We start from the raw sequence: 25621 nt of genomic DNA, 5'->3' as shown, positions 1-25621 counted from the left end.
AAAAGATGTCTTTGTTTTAATAGGAGTGAATATACTTGAAGAAAATTTCCTTGTTAGGAGCTACAGGTTCAATCGGTACCCAAACCGTTGATATTGTTCGAGCGCATCCTGAGTATTTCGAGCTCTCAGCAATCTCTGTAGGCCGAAATATTAACGAAGCAAGAAAGATTATTCAGCAGTGTAAGCCTGCTCTTGTTTCCGTAATGAAGAAAGAGGATTGTCTGTCGCTGCAAGCAGAATTCCCTTCTATTCGATTTGTGTATGGAGAAGAGGGGCTTGTGGAAGTGGCAACTCATCCGTCTACGGAAGTGTTAGTAAACGCTGTTCTTGGAAGTGTAGGGTTGACTCCTACGCTAGAAGCAATCAAAATGAGAAAAACAATTGCTATTGCAAACAAGGAGACGCTTGTTACTGCTGGCCACCTGGTCATGGAAGCAGCCAAGGAATATGGCGCTGATATCTTACCAGTAGACAGCGAACACTCAGCTATTTTTCAAAGTTTGCAAGGGCAAGACCAAAAAGCAATAGACCGTTTAATTCTAACGGCTTCTGGAGGGAGCTTTCGAGATAAGACGAGAGCAGAACTACAGGGAGTAACGGTTGAAGATGCGTTAAATCATCCAAACTGGTCAATGGGAGCTAAAATTACGATTGATTCAGCAACGATGATGAATAAGGGACTAGAAGTGATTGAAGCACATTGGCTTTTTGATCTTCCCTATGAGAAAATTGATGTATTGTTACATAAGGAAAGCATCATTCATTCTATGGTAGAGTATGCTGATACAAGCGTTATTGCTCAGCTTGGAACACCTGATATGCGCGTACCCATTCAATACGCGTTAACGTATCCAAAACGTATGTCTTTGCCTAACACCAATCGTTTAAGTTTGGCGGATATTGGCCAGCTTCATTTCGCTAAAATGGATGAAGAGCGTTTTCGCTGTTTAGCTTTTGCGTTTGAGGCTGGCAAAGCAGGTGGAACACTTCCGACGGTTTTAAATGCAGCCAATGAAGAAGCTGTTCAAGCCTTTCTAGATGGTTACATTACATTTTTACAAATTGAAGATGTGATTGAAAAAGCAATGAATGAACATACTGTAATACAGAAACCTTGTTTATCTACTATTAAAGAAGTAGATTTAGAAGCAAGAGAGTTTGTTAGATCCGCCATCTCTCGATAATGTGCGTGCGAGAGAAGCCATCCGCTTATTTCCGGTGGGTGGAGGTTTGACTCTATTACATGAAGGGGGTAATACCCATTGAACACAGTCATTGCGTTTGTCGTCATTTTTGGAGCTCTTGTATTCTTTCATGAGCTTGGTCATTTAGTTTTTGCAAAGCGTGCAGGCATCTTATGCCGTGAGTTTGCCATTGGGTTTGGTCCCAAAATCTTTTCATTTAAACGAGATGAAACAGTTTATACCATTCGCTTGCTGCCCTTAGGTGGGTTTGTTCGAATGGCTGGAGAAGACCCGGAAATGATCGAAGTTAAGCCTGGTCAAATGGTGGGCCTCATGTTTGATAAGGAAGGCAAAGTAAATAAAGTCATTATTAATAACAAGGAACAGCACCCAAATGCAAAAGTTATTGAAGTAGAGCAAGCAGACTTAGAGCATAATCTATTTATTTCAGGTTATGAAGAAGGTGAAGATGAACGTCTGCAAAAATTCGAGGTAGCAGAAGAATCCTACTTTGTTATGGACGGAGAAGAAATTCAAATTGCACCTTACAGCCGTCAGTTTGCTTCAAAAACTCTTGGTCAGCGTGCGCTAGCCATTTTCGCTGGTCCATTAATGAACTTTATATTAGCTTTTGTTATTTTTATCGTTCTTGGGATTTCTCAAGGATATGTTGTTGACAAACCCGTGATGGGCAAATTAACATCAGATGGAGTAGCCGTTGATGCGGGACTCAAACAAGGAGACAAAGTTCAAGCTATTGATGGACAAAGTGTTTCAACATGGGATGATGTAGTAAAAGTAATTCAAAAACATCCTGAACAGCAAATTACATTCACGGTTCAGCGTGGTGACAAAACGCTAGATATTCCGATTACACCTGAAAGTCGCAAAGTTGGGGAACAGACAATTGGATTAATTGGTGTATATGCACCGGTTGAAAAGTCATTCATTGGTTCGATCACGCACGGAGCTACTGAAACATATACGTGGATGAAAGAAATCTTAACGGGTCTAGGAAAGCTTGTAACAGGACAGTTCAAACTGGATATGCTTTCTGGTCCTGTAGGTATTTACGCAGCAACCGATCAAGTAGCACAGTCAGGCATTTATTACTTAATGAAATGGGCAGCCGTTTTAAGTATTAACCTAGGGATTGTCAATTTGCTTCCACTTCCTGCTTTGGATGGGGGACGACTATTATTCTTCGCTGTAGAAGGAATTCGAGGTAAGCCAATTGATCGTCAAAAAGAAGGTATTGTTCACTTTATCGGTTTTGCTTTATTAATGCTGCTGATGCTCGTTGTAACGTGGAATGATATTCAAAAGTTCTTTTTATAAGACATACGCTCAGCGAGGGATATTCCCTCGCTGATTATATGAAAATGGCGGCATGGTACGCCTAAAAAAATAAGATAGAGAAGTAAGCAAAGAGGTGCGAGGTTATGAGACAAAGTTCTACATTGATTCCTACATTAAGAGAAGTGCCAGCTGATGCGGATATAAAAAGCCATCAGCTTCTATTGCGCGCAGGTTTTATGCGCCAAAACGCAAGCGGCGTGTACAGCTTTTTACCGCTTGGTAAGCGTGTATTGCAAAAAGTTGAACAAATTGTTCGTGAAGAAATGGACCGTGCAGGTTCTGTCGAATTATTGATGCCTGCTTTACAACAAGCCGAATTGTGGCAAGAGTCTGGCCGCTGGTATTCATATGGTCCTGAGTTAATGCGTATGAAAGATCGCCACGGCCGTGAATTTGCTTTGGGAGCAACACACGAAGAAGTTATCACAAGCTTGCTGCGTGACGAAGTGAAGTCATACAAACGTTTACCGCTAAATTTATATCAAATTCAAACGAAATTCCGCGACGAAAAGCGTCCACGCTTTGGATTATTACGCGGTCGTGAATTTATTATGAAAGATGCATATTCGTTCCATGCTTCTCAAGAAAGCTTAGACGAAGTATATGACAAAATGTTTGCTGCCTACAGCCGCATCTTTGGACGCTGCGGATTAAATTTCCGTGCCGTTATCGCTGATTCAGGTGCAATGGGCGGAAAAGATACGCATGAATTTATGGTTCTTTCTGAAATTGGGGAAGATACAATTGCTTATTCAGATACATCTTCTTATGCAGCAAATGTTGAAATGGCACCAGTTGTAAATACGTATGAAAAATCAACTGAAGCCGAAAAAGGATTAACAAAAGTGGAAACACCAAATCAGCATAGCATTGAAGACGTAGCTGCTTTCTTAAATGTTGAAGCGACTTCTTGTATCAAATCCCTTTTATTTAAAGTAGATGATCGTTTTGTACTTGTACTTGTTCGCGGGGATCACGAAGTAAACGATATTAAAGTGAAAAACTATTTTGAAGCTTCCGTTGTTGAATTGGCAACTCCAGAAGAAACAAAAGAAGTATTAAAATGTGCAGTTGGTTCAGTAGGACCAATTGGAGTAAGTGATTCAGTAGAAGTCGTAGCTGATCATGCTGTAAAAGCAATCGTTAACGGTGTATGCGGAGCAAATGAAGAAGGTTATCACTATACAAATGTGAATGAACGTGACTTTAATGCAACTTATGGGGATTTCCGCTTTATCCAAGAAGGAGATCAGTCACCAGATGGACAAGGTGTCATTAAGTTCGCTAAAGGTATTGAAGTAGGACATGTATTTAAGCTAGGAACTCGCTACAGTGAAGCGATGGGAGCAACGTATCTAGATGAGAACGGACGCAGCCAGCCAATGATTATGGGCTGCTATGGTATCGGTGTTTCTCGTACAGTTGCTGCGATTGCAGAACAATTTAACGATGAAAATGGTCTTCTATGGCCAGAAGCTGTTACGCCTTATCAAGTTCACGTTATTCCAGTTAACGTGAAAAACGATGAACAGCGTGAACTAGGTGAGAAATTATATAATGAGTTATTAGATAGTCGCTTTGAAGTGCTTTTAGATGATCGCCAAGAGCGTGCAGGAGTGAAATTTGCAGACTCAGATTTAATTGGTCTTCCTGTTCGAGTAACAGTTGGTAAGCGTGCATCTGAAGGAATCGTAGAAGTAAAAGTACGTAAAACTGGAGAGTCATTAGAAGTGTCAGTTGACAATCTTGTTTCGACAGTGAAAGAACTGCTAGCGAAGTAATGAAGCAGCGGGGATTTGTATCCCTGCTGTTTTTATGTTTATAAACAGAACATATGACAGAATAGAAGTCATTTATGTTAAAATAGATTGCACTCATTTATAAAAGGAGGCAGAAAACTTGGAAGCACAAACGCTAGGAAAAAAAGAGCGTTTTAAGTTGCTGCTGCAACAGTTAGAGCTGACGAGTGATCAAATTGTTCCTTACTTTGAAAACGCAGCGATTGAAAAGCTCGTCATTCAGAAAGAACAAAAAAAATGGCATTTCCATTTTTCTTTAGAAGGGTTATTACCTTTTGAGATTTATGAGTTATTCCATGCTCGCATGTCTTCAGCTTTTTCTCATATTGCGAGTGTTTCTTTTTCCATTCAAACCGTTAATAAAGAATGTACGGAAGAGCACGTACAATCATATTGGAAGCATTGTATTGGAGAAATGCAGGGCATATCTCCGCTTTTACAGTCGCTTTTGCAAGATCAAATGCCGAGATTGAACGGTGCCAAATTGATTGTGAACGCACGACATGATGCAGAAGGAACGGCTTTACGTAAAAAGTATAGTCAGTTAATTGCTGATCAGTATGCGTCCTACGGGTTTCCGAACCTTCAGCTAGTGACGGAAGTTGTACATTCAGAAGAAGCATTTCAGCAGTTTGTAGAGCAACGAAAACAAGAAGATACAGAAAAAGTATTACAAGCCATCACAGAAATGCAAAATAAAGAAAATGAAAAAAGTGATGGACCAGACCTACCAAAAGGTCCGCTTACAATTGGATATACAATTAAAGACGAGACGGTTCGCATAGACTCCATTGTGGATGAAGAAAAGCGAATTGCCGTTGAAGGATATGTATTTGATGTAGAAACTAGAGAATTACGAAGCGGGCGCACGCTTCTTATTTTTAAAGTGACAGATTATACAAACTCTATTATGGTTAAGATGTTTTCGCGTGACAAAGAAGATATTCCTTTACTTCAAGCGATTAAAAAAGGAATGTGGGTAAAGGTTCGCGGAAGTGTACAAAACGATACATTTGTCCGTGATCTAGTTATGATTGGAAATGATGTTAACGAGATTACCGGTCCCGCTAGACAGGATACAGCGCCTGAAGATGAAAAGCGTGTGGAACTTCACTTGCATACGCCAATGAGCCAAATGGATGCCGTTTCATCTGTTGGAGCCTTAGTAGGGCAAGCCAAAAAATGGGGACATCCTGCTGTAGCGATAACCGATCACGCGGTTGCACAGTCGTTCCCTGAAGCATATGGAGCCGGTAAAAAGAACGGTATTAAAGTGCTGTACGGGGTCGAAGTCAATTTAGTAGACGACGGCGTGCCGATTGCCTATAATCCGCAGCCTGTTGATTTAACAGAAGCAACTTACGTCGTATTTGACGTTGAAACAACTGGTTTGTCAGCCGTATATGATACCATTATTGAGCTTGCTGCCGTGAAGATGAAAGAAGGCGAAATCATCGATCGATTTGAACGGTTTGCAAACCCTCATCATCCTCTGTCTGCAACAACAATTGAGCTGACGGGTATTACAGATGATATGGTCCAAAATGCGCCTGAAGTCTCAGAAGTGCTTCGTGATTTTCATGAGTGGATGGGAGACAGTGTTTTAGTCGCTCATAACGCAAGTTTTGATATGGGATTTTTAAATATGGGACTGCAGAAAATCGGATTGGAAAAAGCAGCTAACGGCGTTATTGATACGCTTGAACTCGGAAGATTTTTGTATCCGCATATGAAAAACCATCGTTTAAATACTCTTGCTAAAAAATTCGATATTGAACTTGTGCAGCATCACCGCGCGATTTATGATGCGGAAACAACCGGCTATTTGTTAAATAAAATGCTGAAAGATGCATTTGAACGCGAAATTACGATGCACGATCGCTTAAATGATTACATGGGAGAAGGGAATGCATATCAGCGAGCCCGCCCTTATCATGCGACGCTTTTAGCACAAAACGACGTTGGATTAAAAAACCTATTTAAACTCGTTTCGATTTCTCATTTAAATTACTTTTATCGTGTTCCGCGAATTCCAAGATCTCAGCTCGACAAATATCGAGAAGGCATCTTAATTGGAACCGCATGTGACCGAGGCGAAGTATTCGAAGGCATGATGCAAAAAGGAATTGATGAAGTAGAAGGAGCAGCTGAATTTTATGATTACATCGAAGTACAGCCTCCTGACAACTACAAGCACTTAATTGAACTAGATTTAGTGCGAGATGAGAAAGCTCTAAAAGACATTATCAGCAATATTGTGAAGCTTGGTGAAAAGATTGGAAAGCCGGTTGTAGCAACAGGGAATGTTCACTACCTCAATCCGGAAGACAAAATTTACCGAAAAATTTTAATCGGTTCACAAGGCGGAGCTAATCCATTAAACCGTCATCAGCTGCCAGATGTTCACTTTAGATCCACAGATGAGATGCTGAATTGTTTTTCATTTTTAGATGAAGACAAAGCGAAAGAAATTGTTGTTCATAATACGCAAAAAATAGCGGATATGATTGATGATATTAAACCAATTAAAGATGATTTATATACACCGAAAATTGAAGGTGCAGACGAAGAAATGCGTGAAATGAGCTATGCGATGGCACGCAGCATCTATGGTGAAGAGCTGCCTGAAGTAGTAGAAGCTCGTCTAGAGAAAGAGCTAAAAAGTATTATCGGACATGGGTTTGCCGTTATTTACTTGATCTCGCATAAACTCGTTAAAAAATCACTAAATGACGGTTACTTAGTTGGTTCCCGTGGTTCCGTAGGGTCTTCATTTGTTGCGACGATGACGGAAATTACAGAAGTAAATCCACTGCCGCCACATTATGTGTGCCCAAAGTGTAAGAAATCTGAGTTTTTCAATGACGGATCCGTCGGTTCTGGATTCGATTTACCGGACAAAAACTGTGACGTTTGTGATGTGCCGTATATTAAAGACGGACATGATATTCCGTTTGAAACGTTCTTAGGATTCAAAGGAGATAAAGTTCCCGACATCGATTTGAACTTCTCCGGAGAATATCAGCCGCGCGCTCACAATTACACAAAAGTACTGTTTGGAGAAGATAATGTATACCGTGCAGGAACAATCGGTACAGTAGCGGAAAAAACGGCTTATGGCTACGTAAAGGGCTATGCCGGTGACCGTGATTTACATTTACGAAACGCGGAAGTGGATCGTTTAGTAGCAGGATGTACGGGTGTAAAACGTACAACGGGTCAGCATCCAGGAGGAATTATTGTTGTACCAGACTATATGGATATCTTCGATTTTTCACCGATCCAGTTTCCAGCCGACGATCGTAATTCTGAATGGAGAACAACTCATTTTGACTTCCATTCAATTCATGATAATTTATTAAAGCTTGATATACTGGGACACGATGATCCGACCGTGATTCGTATGCTTCAAGATTTAAGTGGAATTGATCCAAAAACGATTCCGACGGATGATCCTGAAGTTATGAAAATTTTTAGCGGGACCGAATCACTTGGCGTAACAGAAGAGCAAATTATGTGTAAAACAGGAACGCTTGGCATACCTGAATTTGGAACACGCTTTGTGCGTCAAATGTTAGAAGATACAAAGCCAACGACGTTTTCAGAGCTTGTCCAAATCTCGGGACTGTCGCACGGAACGGACGTATGGCTTGGTAATGCGCAAGAGCTAATTCGCAACGACATATGTAACTTAAGTGAAGTAATCGGCTGTCGTGATGATATTATGGTTTATTTAATTTATCAAGGTCTTGAACCTTCACTTGCCTTTAAAATTATGGAGTCAGTGCGTAAAGGGAAAGGACTAACACCTGAATTTGAAGAAGAAATGATCAAAAATGGTGTTCCGGATTGGTATATTGATTCTTGTAAAAAGATTAAGTATATGTTCCCTAAAGCCCATGCGGCTGCTTATGTATTGATGGCCGTGCGTATTGCTTATTTTAAAGTGCATCACGCTCTCCTTTATTACGCAGCATATTTTACGGTTCGTGCAGATGACTTTGATATTGATACGATGATCAAAGGTTCAACTGCCATTCGAGCGAAGATGGAAGAAATCAATGCCAAAGGCCTGGACGCATCTCCTAAAGAGAAAAACTTATTAACGGTGCTTGAGCTTTCTTTAGAAATGTGCGAACGAGGCTATTCATTTAAAAAGGTAGATTTATATAAATCAAGTGCAGATGAATTTTTAATTGACGGCACGTCTTTAGTGCCACCGTTTAATGCTATTCCCGGTCTTGGTACCAATGCAGCGCTGAACATTGTAAAAGCTCGTGAAACAGGAGAGTTTTTATCAAAAGAAGACTTGCAGCAGCGAGGCAAAGTATCAAAGACGATTTTAGAGTATCTAGACAACCATGGATGCCTTGAATCATTACCTGATCAGAACCAGCTTTCTCTTTTCTAACATTTGCATAAAATAAGCGGTTATGATATAGTAATTGTGGAAATGCTAAGGATACGGACGAGAAAGAGTGGGGAAACCCGCTCTTTCTTATTGATATGAACTTGCTGACATAGTAAGTAGTATGAAGAACGAATCGGCTTCTAGCATGATTCGTTTTTTCTGTAGATTTTTCAATCGTCATGACTAATTTATTATGTGACGTTTAAAATCCTGCAATACAAATGACAACATTTCCACTCTAGTAGGTTAGACCTCTTATAGAGTGCAAAATAAAAACAGCAAATAAACCACTCTTTTTTGATATAAGAGACATAAAAAACGCGTAACCTAAACATACCATGCAATGTCTCGAAGGGAGGATTAGAATGAGTAAAAATGTAAAGCAAACAGTAGAAGAAATGGTTTCCCCTATCTTAGAGGAAATGAATTTAGAGCTTGTGGAGATTGAATACGTAAAAGAAGGAAAAGATTGGTTTTTACGTGTGTTTATCGACTCTGATACCGGCGTGGACATCGAAGACTGCGGAGCAGTAAGCGAAAAATTAAGCGAGAAAATGGATGCAGTAGATCCAATTCCTCACAATTACTTTTTAGAAGTATCATCGCCTGGTGCGGAACGCCCATTAAAGAAAGATAAAGATTTTGAACGTGCAATTGGTAAGCATGTATACATAAAAACATATGAACCAATTGAAGGTGCAAAAGAATTTGAAGGCGAATTACAATCATTTGACGGAGAAACTGTCACATTATCTATTCGTATCAAAACACGCACAAAAACGGTGGTTTTACCATATGACAAAGTCGCTTTTGCTCGATTAGCGATTGTATTTTAATGTATAGCGGCCAATATTAAAGGGGGATTATCCAACAATGAGCAGTGAGTTATTTGATGCCTTAGTCATTCTTGAAAAAGAGAAAGGCATTAGCAAAGATGTAATTATTGAAGCAATTGAAGCAGCGCTAATTTCTGCTTACAAACGCAACTTTAACCAAGCGCAAAACGTACGCGTTGATTTAAATTTAGAAAGAGGTTCAATGCGCGTTTTTGCCCGCAAAGATGTAGTTGATGAAGTGTATGATCCACGTCTAGAAATTTCGGTTGAAGAAGCACAAACAATCAACCCTAACTTCCAGCTAGACGATGTTGTTGAAATTGAAGTAACGCCAAAAGACTTTGGACGCATCGCGGCTCAAACAGCAAAACAAGTTGTTACACAGCGTGTTCGTGAGGCAGAACGCGGCGTTATTTACTCTGAATTCAGCGATCGCGAAGAAGATATTATGACAGGTATTGTTCAGCGTCAAGATTCTCGCTTCATTTATGTGAGCCTTGGTAAAATTGAAGCATTGCTTCCTCAAAGCGAGCAAATGCCAAATGAGCAGTATAAACCTCATGATCGTATTAAAGTGTATATTACGAAAGTAGAAAAAACAACAAAAGGCCCACAAATCTATGTTTCACGTACGCACCCAGGTCTTTTAAAACGTCTTTTCGAAAAAGAAGTACCGGAAATCTATGATGGTACAGTTGAATTAAAATCAGTAGCTCGCGAAGCTGGAGACCGTTCAAAGATCTCCGTTCACTCTGAGTATGCTGAAGTAGATCCAGTCGGTTCTTGTGTTGGACCAAAGGGTCAACGCGTACAGGCTGTTGTGAATGAACTAAAAGGCGAAAAAATTGACATCGTTCGCTGGTCAAATGACCCAGTTGAATTTGTTGCCAATGCTCTAAGTCCATCTAAGGTAGTAGATGTGATTGTAGATGAAAATGAAAAAGCAACGACTGTTATCGTTCCTGACTATCAGCTGTCACTCGCAATTGGTAAACGTGGACAAAATGCACGTCTAGCTGCTAAGCTGACAGGCTGGAAAATCGATATTAAAAGTCAATCAGAAGCTGAGCAAGAAGGTATGGTTGTAAACAGCAGCGATGATATGCTAGTAAGTCAACATGCATTTGATTCAGATGAAGATATGGAATAAGAGGTGAGCCAAGGTGAACAATCGTAAAAAAGTCCCGATGCGAAAATGTGTGGCCACTGGAGAAATGAAGCCTAAAAAAGAGCTAGTACGCGTTGTACGCTCAAAAGAAGGCGACGTTTCAGTAGATGTAACGGGTAAAAAGTCCGGGCGCGGAGCTTATGTAAGCAAGGATAAAGAAGCAATCTTGTTGGCGAAAAAGAAAAATGTGCTTTCGACACATTTAGGCGCGTCAATAGATGAAGCGGTTTATGAAGAGTTGCTAGCGCTTGTAGAAAAGGAGAAACAGTCACGCTAATGAATGAACAATGGATCTCCTTTTTAGGGCTTGCAAACCGTGCACGCAAATTGATTTCTGGAGAAGAACTTGTGGTTAGAGAAGTTCGGAAACAAAAAGCAAAGTTAGTACTTTTAGCAAGCGATGCGTCTGAAAACACAAAGAAAAAAGTAACGGATAAATGTTCTTACTATAACGTTTCGGTTAGAATGGTTCCCAATCGCTACACCCTAGGTCAAGCGATTGGGAAAGATGCTCGCGTTGTAGTAGCCGTTATGGACGAGGGGTTTGCTAAAAAGCTAGCAACGATGCTCGGTTAATTTTATGGGGGTGAAAGTATTGAATAAAAATACAAAATCAACAGCTAATAAAGGAAACAATAAAGGCAACAAAAAGCCACAGGCACAAAAGTCACAGGCACCAAAAGGTAGACCAGCTCCAGCAGCTGCAAAAGAGTTACCGGAAAAAGTAACATTTGTTGGAAGCTTAACGGTTTCTGAGTTAGCAAAAGAATTAGGCAAAGAGCCTTCTGAAATTATTAAAAAACTATTTATGCTTGGTGTAATGGCAACAATTAACCAAGAGTTAGATAAAGATTCTATTGAACTAATTGCCGGAGAATACGGTGTAGAAGTTGAAGAAGAAGTAGTGGTAGATGATACTGATTTTGAATCATTAGAAATCATTGATGACGAAAAAGATCTTCAAGTGCGTCCTCCAGTTGTTACAATCATGGGTCACGTTGACCACGGTAAAACAACGCTTCTTGACTCTATCCGTAACACAAAAGTAACGGCTGCAGAAGCAGGCGGTATCACACAGCATATCGGTGCTTATCAAGTTGTGGTTGACGAAAAGAAAATTACGTTCCTTGATACACCAGGACATGCTGCATTTACAACAATGCGTGCTCGCGGTGCGCAAGTAACAGATATTACAATCCTTGTAGTTGCAGCAGACGATGGTGTAATGCCTCAAACAATTGAAGCCATTAACCATGCAAAAGCGGCTGAAGTGCCAATTATTGTTGCGGTTAACAAAATGGATAAAGAAGCAGCAAATCCAGATCGCGTTATGCAAGAATTAATGGAGCACGGACTTGTAGCTGAAGAGTGGGGTGGAGATACAATCTTCTGTAAGCTTTCAGCCATCTCAGGTGAAGGTATCGATCAATTGCTTGAAATGATTTTACTTGTAAGTGAAGTAGAAGAGTTAAAAGCAAATCCTAACCGTCGTGCAGCAGGTACAGTTGTAGAAGCACAGTTAGATAAAGGCCGTGGGTCTGTAGCGACGCTTCTTGTTCAAACTGGTACATTACGCGTAGGTGATCCAATCGTAGTCGGAAATACGTTTGGTCGCGTTCGCGCAATGGTAAATGATATCGGCCGCCGTGTGAAGGAAGTAGGACCATCTACTCCGGTTGAGATTACTGGTTTAAACGAAGTTCCATTAGCTGGAGATCGTTTCTTAGTGTTTGAAGATGAAAAAACGGCTCGTCAAATCGGTGAAGCCCGCGCTCAAAAGCAGCTTGAACAACAGCGTGGTGAAAAATCTCGCGTAAGCTTAGATGATTTATTTGAAAAGATTAAACAAGGTGAAATGAAAGACTTGAACCTTATCGTAAAAGCAGACGTACAAGGTTCTGTAGAAGCATTGGCTGCTGCTCTTCAAAAGATTGATGTAGAAGGTGTAAATGTTCGTATTATTCATACGGGTGTAGGTGCAATTACAGAATCTGATATCATTCTTGCAACTGCTTCTAACGCAATTGTTATCGGCTTTAACGTGCGTCCAGATGCTGGAGCAAAACGTACAGCTGACGCTGAAAACGTAGATATTCGTCTTCACCGCATTATCTATAAAGTAATTGAAGAAATTGAATCTGCGATGAAAGGAATGCTTGATCCTGAGTTTGCTGAAAAAATCATCGGTCAAGTAGAAGTCCGTCAAACATTCAAAGTATCGAAAGTTGGTACAATCGCAGGAAGTTACGTAACAGACGGTAAAATTACACGTAACAGTGGAATTCGTTTAATCCGTGATGGAATTGTTATCTTTGAAGGTGAAGTAGATGTGCTAAAACGCTTTAAAGACGATGCAAAAGAAGTCGCTCAAGGATATGAGTGTGGTATTACAATTAAAAACTTCAATGATATTAAAGAAGGAGATATTATTGAAGCATATGTAATGGAGCAAATTGATCCTAAATGATTGGACTAGTGGAGTGTGAATGCTTAATTTACGATGCTGCTTCTCTTAAAGAAAAACGTGCCGTGCTTCAGCGCATTTTGATGCGCTTGAAGCAGCGGTTTAACGTATCGGTTTCAGAAACTGATTTTCAAGATGTGTGGCAGCGAACAAAAATTAGCATTGTCGCAGTCTCATCTAGCCGTGTCACAACGGAACAAGAACTTCAAAAAGCGTTAAGCTTAATTGACTCTTTTCCAGAGATTGAACGTACCATTACAACTTTTGATTGGTTATAAAAGGGGTGACACAGATGAATATAAGAGCAACTAGAGTCGGAGAACAAATGAAAAAAGAGATGGGTGAGATTTTAAATCGTAAAATCAAGGACCCACGCATCGGTTTTGTGACTGTAACAGATGTTCAAGTAACGGGCGATTTACAGCAAGCGAAAGTTTATATCTCTGTTTTAGGAGATGCTGAACAGCGTGAGAATACGTTAAAAGGCCTTGCGAAAGCAAAAGGGTTTATCCGCTCAGAAATCGGTCAGCGTATTCGCTTACGTAAAACACCTGAAATTACGTTTGAGTTTGATGAATCAATTGATTATGGTAATCGAATTGAATCATTGCTTCATGAAATTAAAAAAGAAAGCGATGACCATCAAGAGAACGAATAAGATCAGTGAATGTAGAAACAAAAAAGGGTGTCTCAAAAGTGGTTTTTACTTCTGAGACACCCTTTTTTAAATGAAAAGGAGATGAAGGACGAGTGGACGGTGTTTTAGTTTTACATAAACCAGCTGGCCTGACTTCGCACGACTGTGTGTTTAAAGTCCGAAAGCTGCTTCGTACTAAAAAAGTAGGGCATACAGGCACATTAGACCCAGACGTTACAGGGGTATTGCCTATTTGTATCGGTAGAGCTACCAAAATTGTGGAATATCTAACAGGAGCTATTAAAACCTATGAAGGAGAAGTTACACTCGGATTTTCTACGACAACAGAAGATTCTTCCGGAGAGCTTGTAGAGGAAAAGAAAGTGGTGGATTCTTTTTCACGTGCTCAAATTGAAGAAGTGCTGTCTTCGATGACAGGAGAACTTCAGCAAGTGCCTCCAATGTACTCAGCGGTAAAGGTCAAAGGTAAAAAATTATATGAATATGCAAGACAAGGAATCGAAGTAGAGCGCCCTGTTAGAAACATTCATATTTATAACTTTGAACTGCTGGATGATCGAGACCTATTTGAAGGAGAACAAGTTTCCTTCAAATTCCGCGTAACGTGCAGTAAAGGCACTTATGTGCGAACGCTTGCTGTGATGATTGGAGAAGCTCTTGGCTATCCATCTCATATGTCTTATTTGCAGCGAACGGGTTCAGGGCAGTTTTCACTAAAAGATTGTGTAACATTTGAAGATATTGAACGAGCGGTAGAAGAAGAAACAATTAATGAGAAACTACATTCGATCGAAGAAGCCCTTAATCATTTGCCGAAACTTCAAATTAGTGATACATTAGCAGAGAAAGTGAAAAACGGCGCGGTATTGCCGTGTACGGAAGATGAAGAGTTAAAAAAAGAATCATTCTTTTTAATGATAAATTCTGCAGGCAAGTGCTTAGCAATTTATGCTCAGCACCCAACGAAAAAACATTTAATGAAGCCGGTTAAAGTGTTGGCAATCGACTAGACCGGTTAGGGAAAAGGTGAACTGTGTTTTGGAAACGATTGAAATTCGACATCCACACCACTTTCAACGAGAAGCTGTTCAACAGTCAGTGTTAGCGCTTGGTTATTTTGATGGTGTGCATTTAGGGCATCAGCAAGTGATAAATTCAGCAAAACAGTTAGCCGATGAAAAAGGCATAGCTAGTGCTGTTATGACGTTTACTCCTCACCCTTCTGTGGTGCTCGGGCGCAATGTACAGCACATTGATATGATTACACCACTTCAAGAAAAAAAGAAACTCATTGAGGAAATGGGAATTGACTTTTTATATATCGTTCATTTTGATAAACAGTTTGCAGCACTATTGCCTCAAGAGTTTGTTGATCAGTATATTATTGGACTGAACGTGCAGCATGTGGTGGCTGGATTTGACTATACGTATGGAAAGTTAGGTAAAGGAACAATGGAAATACTACCATTTCATTCTCGATCAAAATTCACTCAAACAACAATTGATAAGTTAACAAATGGTGAAGAAAAAATTAGTTCAACGCTCATTCGCGAAAGTTTAGCAAATGGAGATATGCACCGAGTAAAAGAGCTGCTCGGGCGCTATTATGAAGTATCAGGTACAGTAACTCATGGAGAAAAGCGAGGCAGGCAAATAGGTTTTCCGACTGCTAACATCGCTTTAGACGATGAGTATTTGCTTCCGCGCATCGGCGTTTATGCTGTTGAGCTTCAGCTGCACGGCAAGTGGTATGCGGGAGTATGCAACGTGGGTTATAAGCCGACTTTTCATGATAATTTAGAAAAGCCAACCATCGAAGTCCACTTACTATCATTTGATGAGCAAATCTACGATCAGCACGTAACGGTAAAATGGCACCGAATGATTCGTTCAGAAAAAAAGTTCAATGGCATCGAAGAGCTTGTCGGTCAGATTTCAAAGGACAAGGAAGAAGCCATTGCTTATTTTGAAGGAATTCAAAAAAATTAGAAATAAAAAAATATATATAAATAGCTGCTACGACTTGCTTTTTATTCTAATAAGTAGTAACATAACAATTGTATGTAAAACAACCATTGCTTGGCATTGCGATTCACCAACGTTTTGCTCGGTAACTGGGGTTTAATAATAAGGAGGTGAATAGGATGGCTATCACACAAGAGCGTAAAAATGAAATCATTAGTGAGTACAAAACTCATGCGAACGACACTGGTTCTCCAGAAGTTCAAATCGCTGTCCTAACAGAGCAAATTAACAATCTAAACGGTCACTTACGTACTCATAAAAAGGATCACCATTCACGTCGTGGTCTTTTAAAAATGGTAGGTCGACGTCGTAACTTACTTAACTACCTACGTAACAAAGACGTTACTCGTTATCGTGAGTTAATCAATAAACTTGGTTTACGTCGATAATAAGAAGAAAGCGGGAGCATTCCCGCTTTTTTAGTATGTACATTTAAGAAATATTAAAGATGCTACATAATGTGAAAAAAGCTATTGTTTTTGGATATTTCGTTTATAATAAAACTATCACATTTGATTACATACATATTTTATATGTAGAGAGGGGTACTCGTCGATATGGAACAAGAAAAACGAGTGTTCTCTGTAGATCTAGCTGGACGAAAGCTAGAAGTTGAAGTTGGCCAGTTGGCAAAACAAGCAAATGGCGCAGCATTAATCCGCTATGGAGACACAGTTGTATTAAGTACAGCAACGGCTTCAAAAGAGCCTAAAAATGTAGATTTCTTCCCGTTAACAGTAAACTATGAAGAGCGTTTATATGCAGTGGGTAAAATCCCAGGCGGATTCATTAAGCGTGAAGGCAGACCAAGTGAAAAAGCAATCTTGGCTAGCCGTTTAATCGACCGTCCGATTCGCCCTTTATTCGCGGATGGTTTTCGAAATGAAGTTCAAGTTGTCAGCGTAGTAATGAGCGTAGACCAAAACTGTTCTTCAGAAATCGCGGCAATGTTCGGTTCTTCATTAGCATTATCAGTATCTGATATTCCATTTGAAGGTCCTATTGCAGGTGTAATCGTAGGCCGTGTAAACAACGAATTTGTTGTAAATCCAACGGTAGATGAGCTTGAAAAAAGTGATATTCATCTAACGGTTGCTGGTACAAAAGATGCGATTAACATGGTTGAAGCAGGTGCTGATGAAGTACCGGAAGAAGTAATGTTAGAAGCAATTATGTTTGGACACGAGCAAATTAAAAAATTAATTGCGTTCCAAGAAGAAATTGTAGCAGCAGTAGGCAAAGAAAAAGTAGAAGTTGAGCTTTACACTGTTGATGCTGACCTTGAGCATCAAGTTCGCGAAATTGCAGAAGGTGACATGAACCGTGCCGTTCAAGTTCAAGAAAAGCATGCGCGTGAAGATGCAATCAAAGAAGTGAAAAGCGCAGTAACTGCAAAATTTGAAGAGCAAGATGTAGAAGAAGACGTACTAAATCAAGTGAATGAAATTTTATCGAAGCTTGTAAAAAGTGAAGTGCGTCGTTTAATTACAGAAGAAAAAGTGCGTCCTGATGGCCGTAGCATTGACGAAATTCGTCCCCTTTCTTCTGAAACAGACTTGCTTCCTCGTACACACGGATCTGGGTTATTTACGCGTGGACAAACTCAAGCGCTTAGTATCTGTACATTAGGCGCACTTGGGGATGTACAAATTTTAGATGGTTTAAGTGTAGAGGAATCTAAACGCTTCATGCATCATTATAACTTCCCATCATTTAGTGTTGGTGAGACTAGACCGATGCGCGGACCGGGTCGTCGTGAAATTGGACATGGTGCGCTAGGCGAGCGTGCTCTTGAGCCAGTTATTCCAAATGAAAAAGATTTCCCTTATACAATTCGTCTTGTATCTGAAGTATTAGAGTCAAACGGCTCTACTTCACAAGCAAGTATTTGTGCAAGTACGCTTGCAATGATGGATGCAGGGGTTCCAATTAAAGCACCTGTAGCAGGAATTGCGATGGGTCTAATCAAATCAGGTGAACACTATTCGATTCTAACGGATATTCAAGGAATGGAAGATCACCTAGGAGATATGGACTTTAAAGTAGCAGGTACGGAAAATGGCGTAACTGCGCTTCAAATGGATATTAAAATTGACGGGTTATCTCGTGAAATTTTAGACGAAGCCCTTCAACAAGCGAAAAAAGGCCGTATGCAGATCTTAAATCATATGATGTCAACGATTGCTACGCCACGTCAAGAGCTTTCACAATATGCGCCTAAAATTCTTACAATGGCTATTAACCCTGATAAAATTCGTGATGTTATTGGACCAAGCGGTAAGCAAATCAATAAAATCATCGAAGAAACAGGCGTTAAAATTGATATCGAACAAGATGGTACAATCTTCATTTCGTCTATTGATCAGCCTATGAATGAAAAAGCGAAGAAAATCATTGAAGATCTTGTACGCGAAGTTGAAGTCGGTCAAATGTACTTAGGAAAAGTAAAACGAATTGAAAAATTCGGTGCATTTGTAGAAATCTTCAGCGGAAAAGACGGGCTTGTTCACATTTCAGAGCTTGCAGAAGAGCGTATTGGAAAAGTGGAAGACGTTGTATCGATTGGCGACGAGATTTTAGTTAAAGTTATGGAAATTGATAAACAAGGACGCGTTAACTTGTCTCGCAAAGCGATTTTAAAAGAACAAAAAGAAAAAGAAGAAAAAGCAAAAGAAACAAAATAATCTTCTTTTACTACTATATAGATATTGTGAAATCGTCCATACATGAAGAAAAACCATGTGTAGGGCGATTTTATCGTTTGTAGATGTTTGTTCTACCTTGTCCTCTTTATACATATTTTAAATGGTAAAGGGGGAAGGATAAGTGAAGAGAACCATTATGCAATTTACAGCATTTCTATTTTTACTGGCAATTACATATAAATCTATTTATAATCCTTTTGCTGAAGCATATATAGAAGCACTTAAATCCGATGTACAACTTGTATCAGCTCAGCATGATGCGTTATATCAAAAGATTGAAGAAAAAGCAAAAGATTATGAAAAGCCAGCTGCAAATGCACGAATTGATCCCGTTTGGAAACGGGTTCCTGGCTATAATGGCATAAAAGTTGATCTTGCTGCTTCTTATAAAAATATGAAACCTACGGGTGAATTTGATGAAAAAAAATTAGTGTACAAACAGGTTAGACCAAAGGTTCACTTGGAGGATTTGCCACAGGAACCTATCTACCGTGGACACGCTGAAAAGCCTATGGTATCGTTTACAGTGAACGTAGCATGGGGGAACGAGTATTTGCCTAAAATGTTAGAAGTGCTGAAAAAACACCATGCTAAAGCAACCTTCTTTTTAGAAGGAAAATGGGTTAAAAATAACCCAGACATGGCAAAAATGATTGTAGACGCAGGGCATGAAGTAGGAAACCACTCTTATTCTCATCCTGATATGGCCACGTTATCGGCTAGTCAAATCAATCAGCAGCTTGAAAAAACGAATGATATTATTACATCTACTACGGGACAAAAAGTAAAATGGTTTGCTCCTCCGAGCGGAAGTTTTCGCCCCGAAGTAGTAACGCTTGCTTCTCAGTTAAAAATGAGTACAATTATGTGGACAGTTGACACGATCGATTGGCAAAAGCCAAGTCCAGAAGTGTTAATTAATCGAGTAATGAAGAAGATTCATCCAGGGGCTATTGTACTAATGCATCCGACTGAATCAACGGCTGAATCGCTTGACCAATTGTTAACAGATATTGAACGCAAAGGCCTGAAAGTCAGCGATGTGTCAACGATGCTAGATGAAGAAAGAATGGTGAAAATACCTTCTTCTACTAAGAAGTAAGTGAGATAAGCAAAAGGGAGGCACTAGCTTGATAAAACGATATACGTGCAAAAATGGTGTAAGAATTGTATTAGAAAATATCCCAACTGTTCGATCTGTGGCCATTGGGGTGTGGATCGGAACAGGTTCTCGAAGTGAACATCCTGAAATCAATGGTGTATCACATTTTCTTGAACATATGTTTTTTAAAGGAACAAAAACAAGATCTGCTCGTGAAATTGCAGAAAGCTTCGACCGCATTGGGGGACAAGTAAATGCATTCACTTCTAAAGAATACACGTGCTACTATGCAAAGGTATTAGATGAACACGCAGATCAAGCGCTAGACGTGCTGGCGGATATGTTCTTTAATTCTTCATTTGATGAAGAGGAATTAGCTCGTGAAAAAAATGTCGTATATGAGGAAATTAAGATGTATGAAGATACACCTGATGATATCGTACACGATTTATTAGGAAAAGCTGTATATGGCAATCATCCATTAGGCTATCCGATTTTAGGAACGGAAGATACGTTAAAAACATTTAACGGGGATTCACTTCGTCAGTATATGGAGCAAATGTATATCCCTGAAAACATCGTTATTTCAGTAGCTGGAAACATTGATGAGAGTTTTATTCAACAGGTGGAAAACTATTTTGGTACATATACGTCAAGTCATTCCGCTCATCAATATGTTCAGCCAGGGTTCCATACAAATCATATTGCGCGCAAAAAAGAGACAGAACAAGCTCATCTTTGCCTTGGCTTTAAAGGCTTGCCGATTGGCGGAGAAGATGTATATAGCTTGATTGTATTAAATAACGTACTTGGTGGAAGCATGAGTAGTCGTTTGTTCCAAGAAGTTCGCGAACAGCGCGGCTTGGCTTACTCGGTTTTCTCTTACCATTCTTCGTATCGAGACAGCGGTCTGGTAACGATTTATGGCGGAACGGGAAGCCATCAGCTCGACGTATTGTATGATACGGTCCAAGAAACGCTTTATGAGCTAAAAGATAAAGGTATTACAGATAAAGAACTTGCGAACAGCAAAGAGCAGCTGAAAGGAAACTTAATGCTGAGTCTTGAAAGCACAAATAGCCGTATGAGCAGAAATGGCAAAAATGAGTTAATGCTAGGCTATCACCGTTCATTAGATGAGATTTTAGATCTTGTTAATGCCGTGACTAAAGATAGTGTAAATGGTCTTGCACGAGATATTTTCAAAGACGAATTTGCTCTTTCATTAATAAGCCCGAGCGGAGATTTACCTAAGGGTTTTAAAGGAAATTAAACAGTAAAAGTAAGGTTGGCTAAAATAATTGAGCCAGCCTTATTTTTTTATCATTTTTTGTATAGTTGTTCAATAAATTAGATGAAAGGAGGGATTCCATGAGATTAAGTGAACTGAGTGGAAAAGAAATTGTAGACGTTAAGCGAGCTGAGCGTTTAGGGATTTTAGGGCAAACAGATCTTGAAATTAATGAGCATACAGGACAAATCAACGCGCTTATTATTCCGTCTGTAAAGTGGTTTGGGTTTCGAAAACAAGGAGATGAAGTGCGAGTGCCGTGGCGGAATATTGAAAAAATTGGTACAGATATGGTGATTGTAAATGTCCAGCAGCTAGAAGACATAAATAATGAGTCAACAAAATAAGAAACGAGATGCTTCCTGCATCTCGTTTCTTTTATTTTCAGGGATAAAGATTCACCGATTCCTGTGTGTTTACATAGTATGTTGAAGAAAAGCAATAGGCATTCTAGGGCGTAATAATAGCACTTTACATCTCGATGGTTTAAGCGAAGGATACATCTATTTAATGTTAAAGAAGGTGAAAATGAAACATGTTAACGGATTTGCACATAGCTGTAATCGGCGGTGATGCTAGACAGCTTGAAGTCATTCGAAAATTAATTCAATTAGATGCAAAAACCTCTCTTATTGGTTTTGATCAGCTAGATCATGGTTTTACAGGTGCGACAAAATATCAGATAGAGGAGCTGGATTTTTCAGATGTTGACGCCATCATCCTTCCAGTGCCTGGAACAAATCACGAAGGGCAAGTAGATACTATTTTTTCAAATGAAAAAGTAGTGTTAACTGAAGAAGTACTTAAAAAAACGCCTGAGCACTGCATTATTTATTCTGGTATTAGCAATGGGTATTTAAACGAATTAGTCAAAACAACAAATCGTAAACTCGTCCAGCTATTTGAGCGTGATGATGTAGCGATTTATAACTCTATTCCTACTGTTGAAGGTACCATCATGCTTGTTATTCAACATACGGATTTTACTATTCACGGTTCAAACATTTCTGTTCTCGGTTTAGGAAGAGTAGGGATGAGTGTGGCGAGGTCCTTTGCTGCGCTCGGTGCCAATGTAAAAGTAGGAGCTAGAAAATCTGAACATTTAGCACGTATTGCCGAAATGGGCTTGCAACCTTTTTATCTTTCTGAACTTGATAAAGAAATTGCTGATAGTGATATATGTATTAACACAATTCCATATCCCATTTTAACGGCTAAGACATTATCTAATGTCCCAACCCACGCGCTCATTATTGATTTAGCTTCAAAGCCTGGAGGAACTGATTTCCGCTATGCAGAAAAGCGGGGAATTAAAGCTATTTTAGCACCTGGTCTTCCAGGGATTGTGGCCCCAAAAACAGCAGGCCAGATTGTAGCTAATGTATTGGTAAATTTATTAAAAGACGCTGCGGATGCGAGAGAGGAGAATAAATAATGTCATTAAAAGGTAAAAGAATAGGATTCGGTTTGACTGGATCTCACTGTACGTATGATGCGGTCATGCCAGAAATTGAAAAGCTTGTTAACTTGGGAGCAGAAGTATTGCCGGTTGTTTCTTACACTGTACAATCTACAAATACTCGTTTTGGAGATGGAGAAGACTGGGTGAAAAAAATTGAGGAATTAACAGGCCATGCCGTCATCAATACGATTGTAAAAGCAGAGCCTTTAGGACCAAAAATTCCTCTTGATTGTATGGTAGTCGCTCCAATCACTGGAAATACGATGAGTAAGTTTGCGAATGCAATGACTGAATCTCCGGTACTGATGGCAGCTAAAGCCACGCTTCGTAATAATAAGCCAGTTGTACTGGGAATTTCGACTAATGACGCACTAGGGCTAAATGGTGTAAACTTAATGAGGCTAATGGCGACTAAAAATATTTATTTTATTCCATTTGGCCAAGACGACCCGGTGCTTAAGCCAAATTCAATGGTAGCGCGTATGACGATGTTATCAGATACGGTGTACGCAGCGCTTGAAAATAAACAGATTCAGCCTGTTATTGTCGAAAGGTTCCGCGACGGTCAAGAGTCATAGGACATATATGCCTCTTGCTGTTGGATGAATCTATCAATACTGCGGCTGTAAGAGAACTCTCAATCTCAAAGAAGAGAAGATTTAAAAAATCTTCTCTTCTTTGACGCAATGAAGCATAATAATATGTTAAAATAGTCAGTATATGCAGATAAATGTTGAGTAGTTGAAAATTGTTGGAGGCGGTATTAAAATGACAAGAGAATTACATGTAGCAGTAGTAGGAGCAACAGGTGCAGTAGGACAACAAATGATTAAAACCCTACAGGAGCGTAATTTTCCAGTTGGTAAATTAACGTTATTATCTTCAGCTCGTTCAGCTGGTAAAAAAGTGTTGTTTAACGGAGAAGAAGTTGTTGTGCAAGAAGCAACTCCCGATAGCTTTGAAGGTGTAGATATTGCTTTATTCAGTGCAGGAGGCAGCATTTCAAAAGTACTTGCACCAGAGGCAGTAAAACGCGGAGCAATCGTCGTAGACAACACAAGCGCTTATCGAATGGATGAAAATGTCCCGTTAGTTGTGCCGGAAGTGAACGAAGAAGCATTACGCGCACATAACGGAATTATTGCTAATCCAAACTGCTCTACAATTCAAATGGTAGCAGCATTACAGCCATTACGCGAAACATACGGTTTATCTAAAGTGCTAGTATCAACGTATCAAGCCGTTTCTGGAGCAGGCGCTGCTGCAATTAATGAATTAAAAGAACAAGCTAAAGCTATTTTAGAAGAAAAAGAGTTTACACCGGAAATTTTACCGGTTGGTGGAGATAAAAAACATTATCAAATTGCTTTTAATGCCATTCCGCAAATTGATAAATTTCAAGATAACGGTTTTACATTTGAAGAAATGAAAATGATCAATGAAACCAAGAAAATTATGAGCATGCCTGAATTGCCAGTAGCTGCTACTTGTGTTCGTCTACCGGTTGTAACAGGTCATTCAGAGTCAGTGTACATTGAAATTGAAAAAGACGGTGTAACGGTAGCTGATGTGAAAAATTTATTGGCTGATGCACCTGGTATCGTATTGCAAGATGATCCAGAAAATCAAGTATATCCAATGCCAGCAGATTGTGTAGGTAAACGAGATGTGTTTGTCGGCCGTATTCGTAAAGATTTAGATCGCGATAACGGTTTCCATATGTGGATCGTTTCTGATAACTTGTTAAAAGGTGCAGCTTGGAATTCTGTACAAATTGCAGAATCACTTATTAAGCTTGGCTTAGTAAAATAAGCGCAACCAGAGTGTCTCGGAATATGATGAGGTGTAAGTATGAAAATAATCGTCCAAAAATTTGGAGGAACTTCCGTTCGTAACGAAGAAGGAAGAGCGAGAGCAATCTATCATTTAAAAAATGCGTTAAGTGAGGGTTACAAAGTAGTCGTTGTTGTATCAGCAATGGGACGAAAAGGTGAACCGTATGCAACGGATACATTGCTATCACTTGTTGATGGAAATAAAGCGTCTCTTAACAAGCGTGAGCTTGATATGCTTATGGCATGCGGAGAATTAATTTCATCGGTTGTATTTACGAATTTATTAAACGAAAACGGTATTAAAGCTACAGCACTAAACGGCGCACAGGCCGGATTTGTGACGAATAATGACTTTACTAATGCCAAAATACTAGAGATGAAATGCGATCGTTTGTTGAAAGAACTAGAAGAATATGATGTTGTTGTTGTAACAGGCTTCCAAGGGGCAACCACTGAAGGCGATACAACGACGCTTGGACGCGGAGGTAGCGATACATCTGCTTCAGCTTTAGGCGCGGCACTGATGGCTGATTACATTGACATTTTCACGGATGTAGAAGGTGTGATGACGGCTGATCCGCGTATTGTAGAAGATGCAAGACCGCTATCGGTTGTCACATATAACGAAATATGCAACATGGCTTATCAAGGTGCAAAAGTGGTTCACCCACGTGCTGTAGAGATTGCCATGCAAGCAAAAGTGCCGATGCGCGTCCGTTCCACATATGCTGATTCAGAAGGTACGCTCGTTACCTCTCAAGGTGAAGCACAGCAGCGTGGAAGCGATGTGCAAGAGCGCCTTGTAACAGGCATCGCACACGTTTCAAACGTCACTCAAATTAAAGTGTTTAGTAAAGAAGGCCATTATGATACGCAAGCAGAAGTATTCAAAGCGATGGCACAAGAAAAAATCAACGTAGATTTTATCAATATTTCACCGAAGGGTGTTGTATATACAGTAACGGATGAAGCGACTGACAAAGCGATTGATGTGCTTCATGCGCTAGGGTATGACCCGGCTGTTATCCGCAACTGTGCCAAAGTGTCAACGGTTGGAGCAGGAATTGCAGGTGTGCCTGGTGTCACATCTAAAATTGTTACAGCCCTTTCTGGCGAAGGTATTCAGATTTTACAATCTGCTGACAGCCACACGACGATTTGGGTGCTTGTCAAAGAAGAGGATTTAAAGAAAGCTGTTAATGCTCTTCACGGTGCCTTTGACTTGTCAAAAGCACCGCAAAAAAGATAAACTACATGTTCCGTTAGCTCTAAGCTAACGGTTCATTATATGAATAGGGATAATGCAATTTCAAGGAGTGAAA

22 protein-coding genes are annotated in these 25621 nt (G+C 39.8%); all 22 read left to right on the top strand.

Translation table 11 applies throughout. From position 1 onward, the window contains the following. Positions 1-35: 35 nt before the first annotated feature. The 22 genes from dxr to dapG all read left to right on the top strand — a co-directional run bounded on the left by dxr (position 36) and on the right by dapG (position 25548). Positions 36-1184 carry a 1-deoxy-D-xylulose-5-phosphate reductoisomerase gene (gene dxr, locus ACLHDF_RS05080; protein WP_413917885.1) on the top strand — a complete coding sequence of 383 codons (1149 nt, stop codon included), beginning with the start codon at positions 36-38 and terminating at the stop codon, positions 1182-1184. A 78-nt stretch (positions 1185-1262) separates the two neighbouring features. Further along, positions 1263-2522, top strand: coding sequence for an RIP metalloprotease RseP (gene rseP / locus ACLHDF_RS05075; protein WP_413917884.1), 1260 nt, complete (start codon positions 1263-1265; stop codon positions 2520-2522). Between the two features lie 104 nt (positions 2523-2626). Continuing rightward, entirely contained in the window at positions 2627-4324 is a 1698-nt protein-coding gene (locus ACLHDF_RS05070) for a proline--tRNA ligase (protein ID WP_413917883.1), read from the top strand. Positions 4325-4442: 118 nt separating this feature from the next. Continuing rightward, positions 4443-8753 (top strand): PolC-type DNA polymerase III, encoded by a 4311-nt coding sequence (locus ACLHDF_RS05065; protein ID WP_413917882.1) that lies wholly within the window; start codon positions 4443-4445, stop codon positions 8751-8753. A gap of 365 nt (positions 8754-9118) precedes the next feature. Beyond that, entirely contained in the window at positions 9119-9589 is a 471-nt protein-coding gene (rimP, locus tag ACLHDF_RS05060) for a ribosome maturation factor RimP (protein ID WP_013084764.1), read from the top strand. Between the two features lie 37 nt (positions 9590-9626). Then, complete coding sequence (nusA, locus tag ACLHDF_RS05055; protein WP_251390983.1) at positions 9627-10739, top strand: transcription termination factor NusA; 1113 nt, start codon at positions 9627-9629, stop codon at positions 10737-10739. A gap of 13 nt (positions 10740-10752) precedes the next feature. Further along, on the top strand, positions 10753-11034 hold the full coding sequence (gene rnpM / locus ACLHDF_RS05050; protein ID WP_013058838.1) for an RNase P modulator RnpM: 282 nt from the start codon (positions 10753-10755) through the stop codon (positions 11032-11034). Continuing rightward, entirely contained in the window at positions 11034-11333 is a 300-nt protein-coding gene (locus ACLHDF_RS05045) for a YlxQ family RNA-binding protein (protein ID WP_168761242.1), read from the top strand. The genes rnpM and ACLHDF_RS05045 overlap by 1 nt, the downstream gene beginning before the upstream one ends. A gap of 19 nt (positions 11334-11352) precedes the next feature. Then, positions 11353-13224: a translation initiation factor IF-2 gene (gene infB, locus ACLHDF_RS05040; protein ID WP_413917881.1), complete on the top strand. Its 1872-nt coding sequence runs from the start codon at positions 11353-11355 to the stop codon at positions 13222-13224. After that, positions 13221-13499 carry a DUF503 domain-containing protein gene (locus tag ACLHDF_RS05035; protein WP_013058835.1) on the top strand — a complete coding sequence of 93 codons (279 nt, stop codon included), beginning with the start codon at positions 13221-13223 and terminating at the stop codon, positions 13497-13499. Before infB ends, ACLHDF_RS05035 begins: the two co-directional genes overlap by 4 nt. Before the next feature lie 14 nt (positions 13500-13513). Beyond that, on the top strand, positions 13514-13879 hold the full coding sequence (rbfA, locus tag ACLHDF_RS05030) for a 30S ribosome-binding factor RbfA (protein WP_195782014.1): 366 nt from the start codon (positions 13514-13516) through the stop codon (positions 13877-13879). Positions 13880-13971: 92 nt separating this feature from the next. Then, entirely contained in the window at positions 13972-14889 is a 918-nt protein-coding gene (gene truB, locus ACLHDF_RS05025; protein ID WP_413917880.1) for a tRNA pseudouridine(55) synthase TruB, read from the top strand. A 28-nt stretch (positions 14890-14917) separates the two neighbouring features. Further along, positions 14918-15868, top strand: coding sequence for a bifunctional riboflavin kinase/FAD synthetase (ribF, locus tag ACLHDF_RS05020; RefSeq protein ID WP_413917879.1), 951 nt, complete (start codon positions 14918-14920; stop codon positions 15866-15868). A 155-nt stretch (positions 15869-16023) separates the two neighbouring features. Beyond that, a complete protein-coding gene (rpsO, locus tag ACLHDF_RS05015) occupies positions 16024-16293 on the top strand; it encodes a 30S ribosomal protein S15 (RefSeq protein WP_013058831.1) in 270 nt (89 codons plus the stop codon). Positions 16294-16461: 168 nt separating this feature from the next. Beyond that, the gene (pnp, locus tag ACLHDF_RS05010; RefSeq protein WP_413917878.1) at positions 16462-18588 is read left to right on the top strand and encodes a polyribonucleotide nucleotidyltransferase; all 2127 of its coding nucleotides are present in this window, start codon (positions 16462-16464) and stop codon (positions 18586-18588) included. Between the two features lie 142 nt (positions 18589-18730). Then, the gene (locus tag ACLHDF_RS05005; protein WP_413917877.1) at positions 18731-19711 is read left to right on the top strand and encodes a polysaccharide deacetylase family protein; all 981 of its coding nucleotides are present in this window, start codon (positions 18731-18733) and stop codon (positions 19709-19711) included. Between the two features lie 28 nt (positions 19712-19739). Further along, positions 19740-20984: a M16 family metallopeptidase gene (locus ACLHDF_RS05000; RefSeq protein ID WP_413917876.1), complete on the top strand. Its 1245-nt coding sequence runs from the start codon at positions 19740-19742 to the stop codon at positions 20982-20984. Positions 20985-21082: 98 nt separating this feature from the next. Next, positions 21083-21349 (top strand): YlmC/YmxH family sporulation protein, encoded by a 267-nt coding sequence (locus ACLHDF_RS04995; protein WP_413917875.1) that lies wholly within the window; start codon positions 21083-21085, stop codon positions 21347-21349. A 188-nt stretch (positions 21350-21537) separates the two neighbouring features. Then, a complete protein-coding gene (gene dpaA / locus ACLHDF_RS04990; RefSeq protein ID WP_413917874.1) occupies positions 21538-22437 on the top strand; it encodes a dipicolinic acid synthetase subunit A in 900 nt (299 codons plus the stop codon). Then, entirely contained in the window at positions 22437-23042 is a 606-nt protein-coding gene (locus ACLHDF_RS04985) for a dipicolinate synthase subunit B (protein WP_034649246.1), read from the top strand. The genes dpaA and ACLHDF_RS04985 overlap by 1 nt, the downstream gene beginning before the upstream one ends. A gap of 190 nt (positions 23043-23232) precedes the next feature. Further along, positions 23233-24276: an aspartate-semialdehyde dehydrogenase gene (gene asd, locus ACLHDF_RS04980; protein ID WP_413917873.1), complete on the top strand. Its 1044-nt coding sequence runs from the start codon at positions 23233-23235 to the stop codon at positions 24274-24276. Between the two features lie 39 nt (positions 24277-24315). Next, positions 24316-25548 (top strand): aspartate kinase, encoded by a 1233-nt coding sequence (dapG, locus tag ACLHDF_RS04975; RefSeq protein WP_413917872.1) that lies wholly within the window; start codon positions 24316-24318, stop codon positions 25546-25548. Positions 25549-25621: the final 73 nt, after the last annotated feature.

This window comes from Priestia megaterium, assembly GCF_046599315.1.
Taxonomy (GTDB): domain Bacteria; phylum Bacillota; class Bacilli; order Bacillales; family Bacillaceae_H; genus Priestia; species Priestia megaterium_F.
This window is presented reverse-complemented; position numbering and strand designations above follow the sequence as displayed.

Coding starts and splice junctions, on each gene's coding strand:
- ACLHDF_RS05070 (WP_413917883.1), top strand. CDS start 2,627: ATGAGACAAAGTTCTACATTGATTCCTACATTAAGAGAAGTGCCAGCT.
- rimP (WP_013084764.1), top strand. CDS start 9,119: ATGAGTAAAAATGTAAAGCAAACAGTAGAAGAAATGGTTTCCCCTATC.
- nusA (WP_251390983.1), top strand. CDS start 9,627: ATGAGCAGTGAGTTATTTGATGCCTTAGTCATTCTTGAAAAAGAGAAA.
- ACLHDF_RS05045 (WP_168761242.1), top strand. CDS start 11,034: ATGAATGAACAATGGATCTCCTTTTTAGGGCTTGCAAACCGTGCACGC.
- ACLHDF_RS05035 (WP_013058835.1), top strand. CDS start 13,221: ATGATTGGACTAGTGGAGTGTGAATGCTTAATTTACGATGCTGCTTCT.
- rbfA (WP_195782014.1), top strand. CDS start 13,514: ATGAATATAAGAGCAACTAGAGTCGGAGAACAAATGAAAAAAGAGATG.
- rpsO (WP_013058831.1), top strand. CDS start 16,024: ATGGCTATCACACAAGAGCGTAAAAATGAAATCATTAGTGAGTACAAA.
- pnp (WP_413917878.1), top strand. CDS start 16,462: ATGGAACAAGAAAAACGAGTGTTCTCTGTAGATCTAGCTGGACGAAAG.
- ACLHDF_RS04995 (WP_413917875.1), top strand. CDS start 21,083: ATGAGATTAAGTGAACTGAGTGGAAAAGAAATTGTAGACGTTAAGCGA.
- dpaA (WP_413917874.1), top strand. CDS start 21,538: ATGTTAACGGATTTGCACATAGCTGTAATCGGCGGTGATGCTAGACAG.
- ACLHDF_RS04985 (WP_034649246.1), top strand. CDS start 22,437: ATGTCATTAAAAGGTAAAAGAATAGGATTCGGTTTGACTGGATCTCAC.
- asd (WP_413917873.1), top strand. CDS start 23,233: ATGACAAGAGAATTACATGTAGCAGTAGTAGGAGCAACAGGTGCAGTA.
- dapG (WP_413917872.1), top strand. CDS start 24,316: ATGAAAATAATCGTCCAAAAATTTGGAGGAACTTCCGTTCGTAACGAA.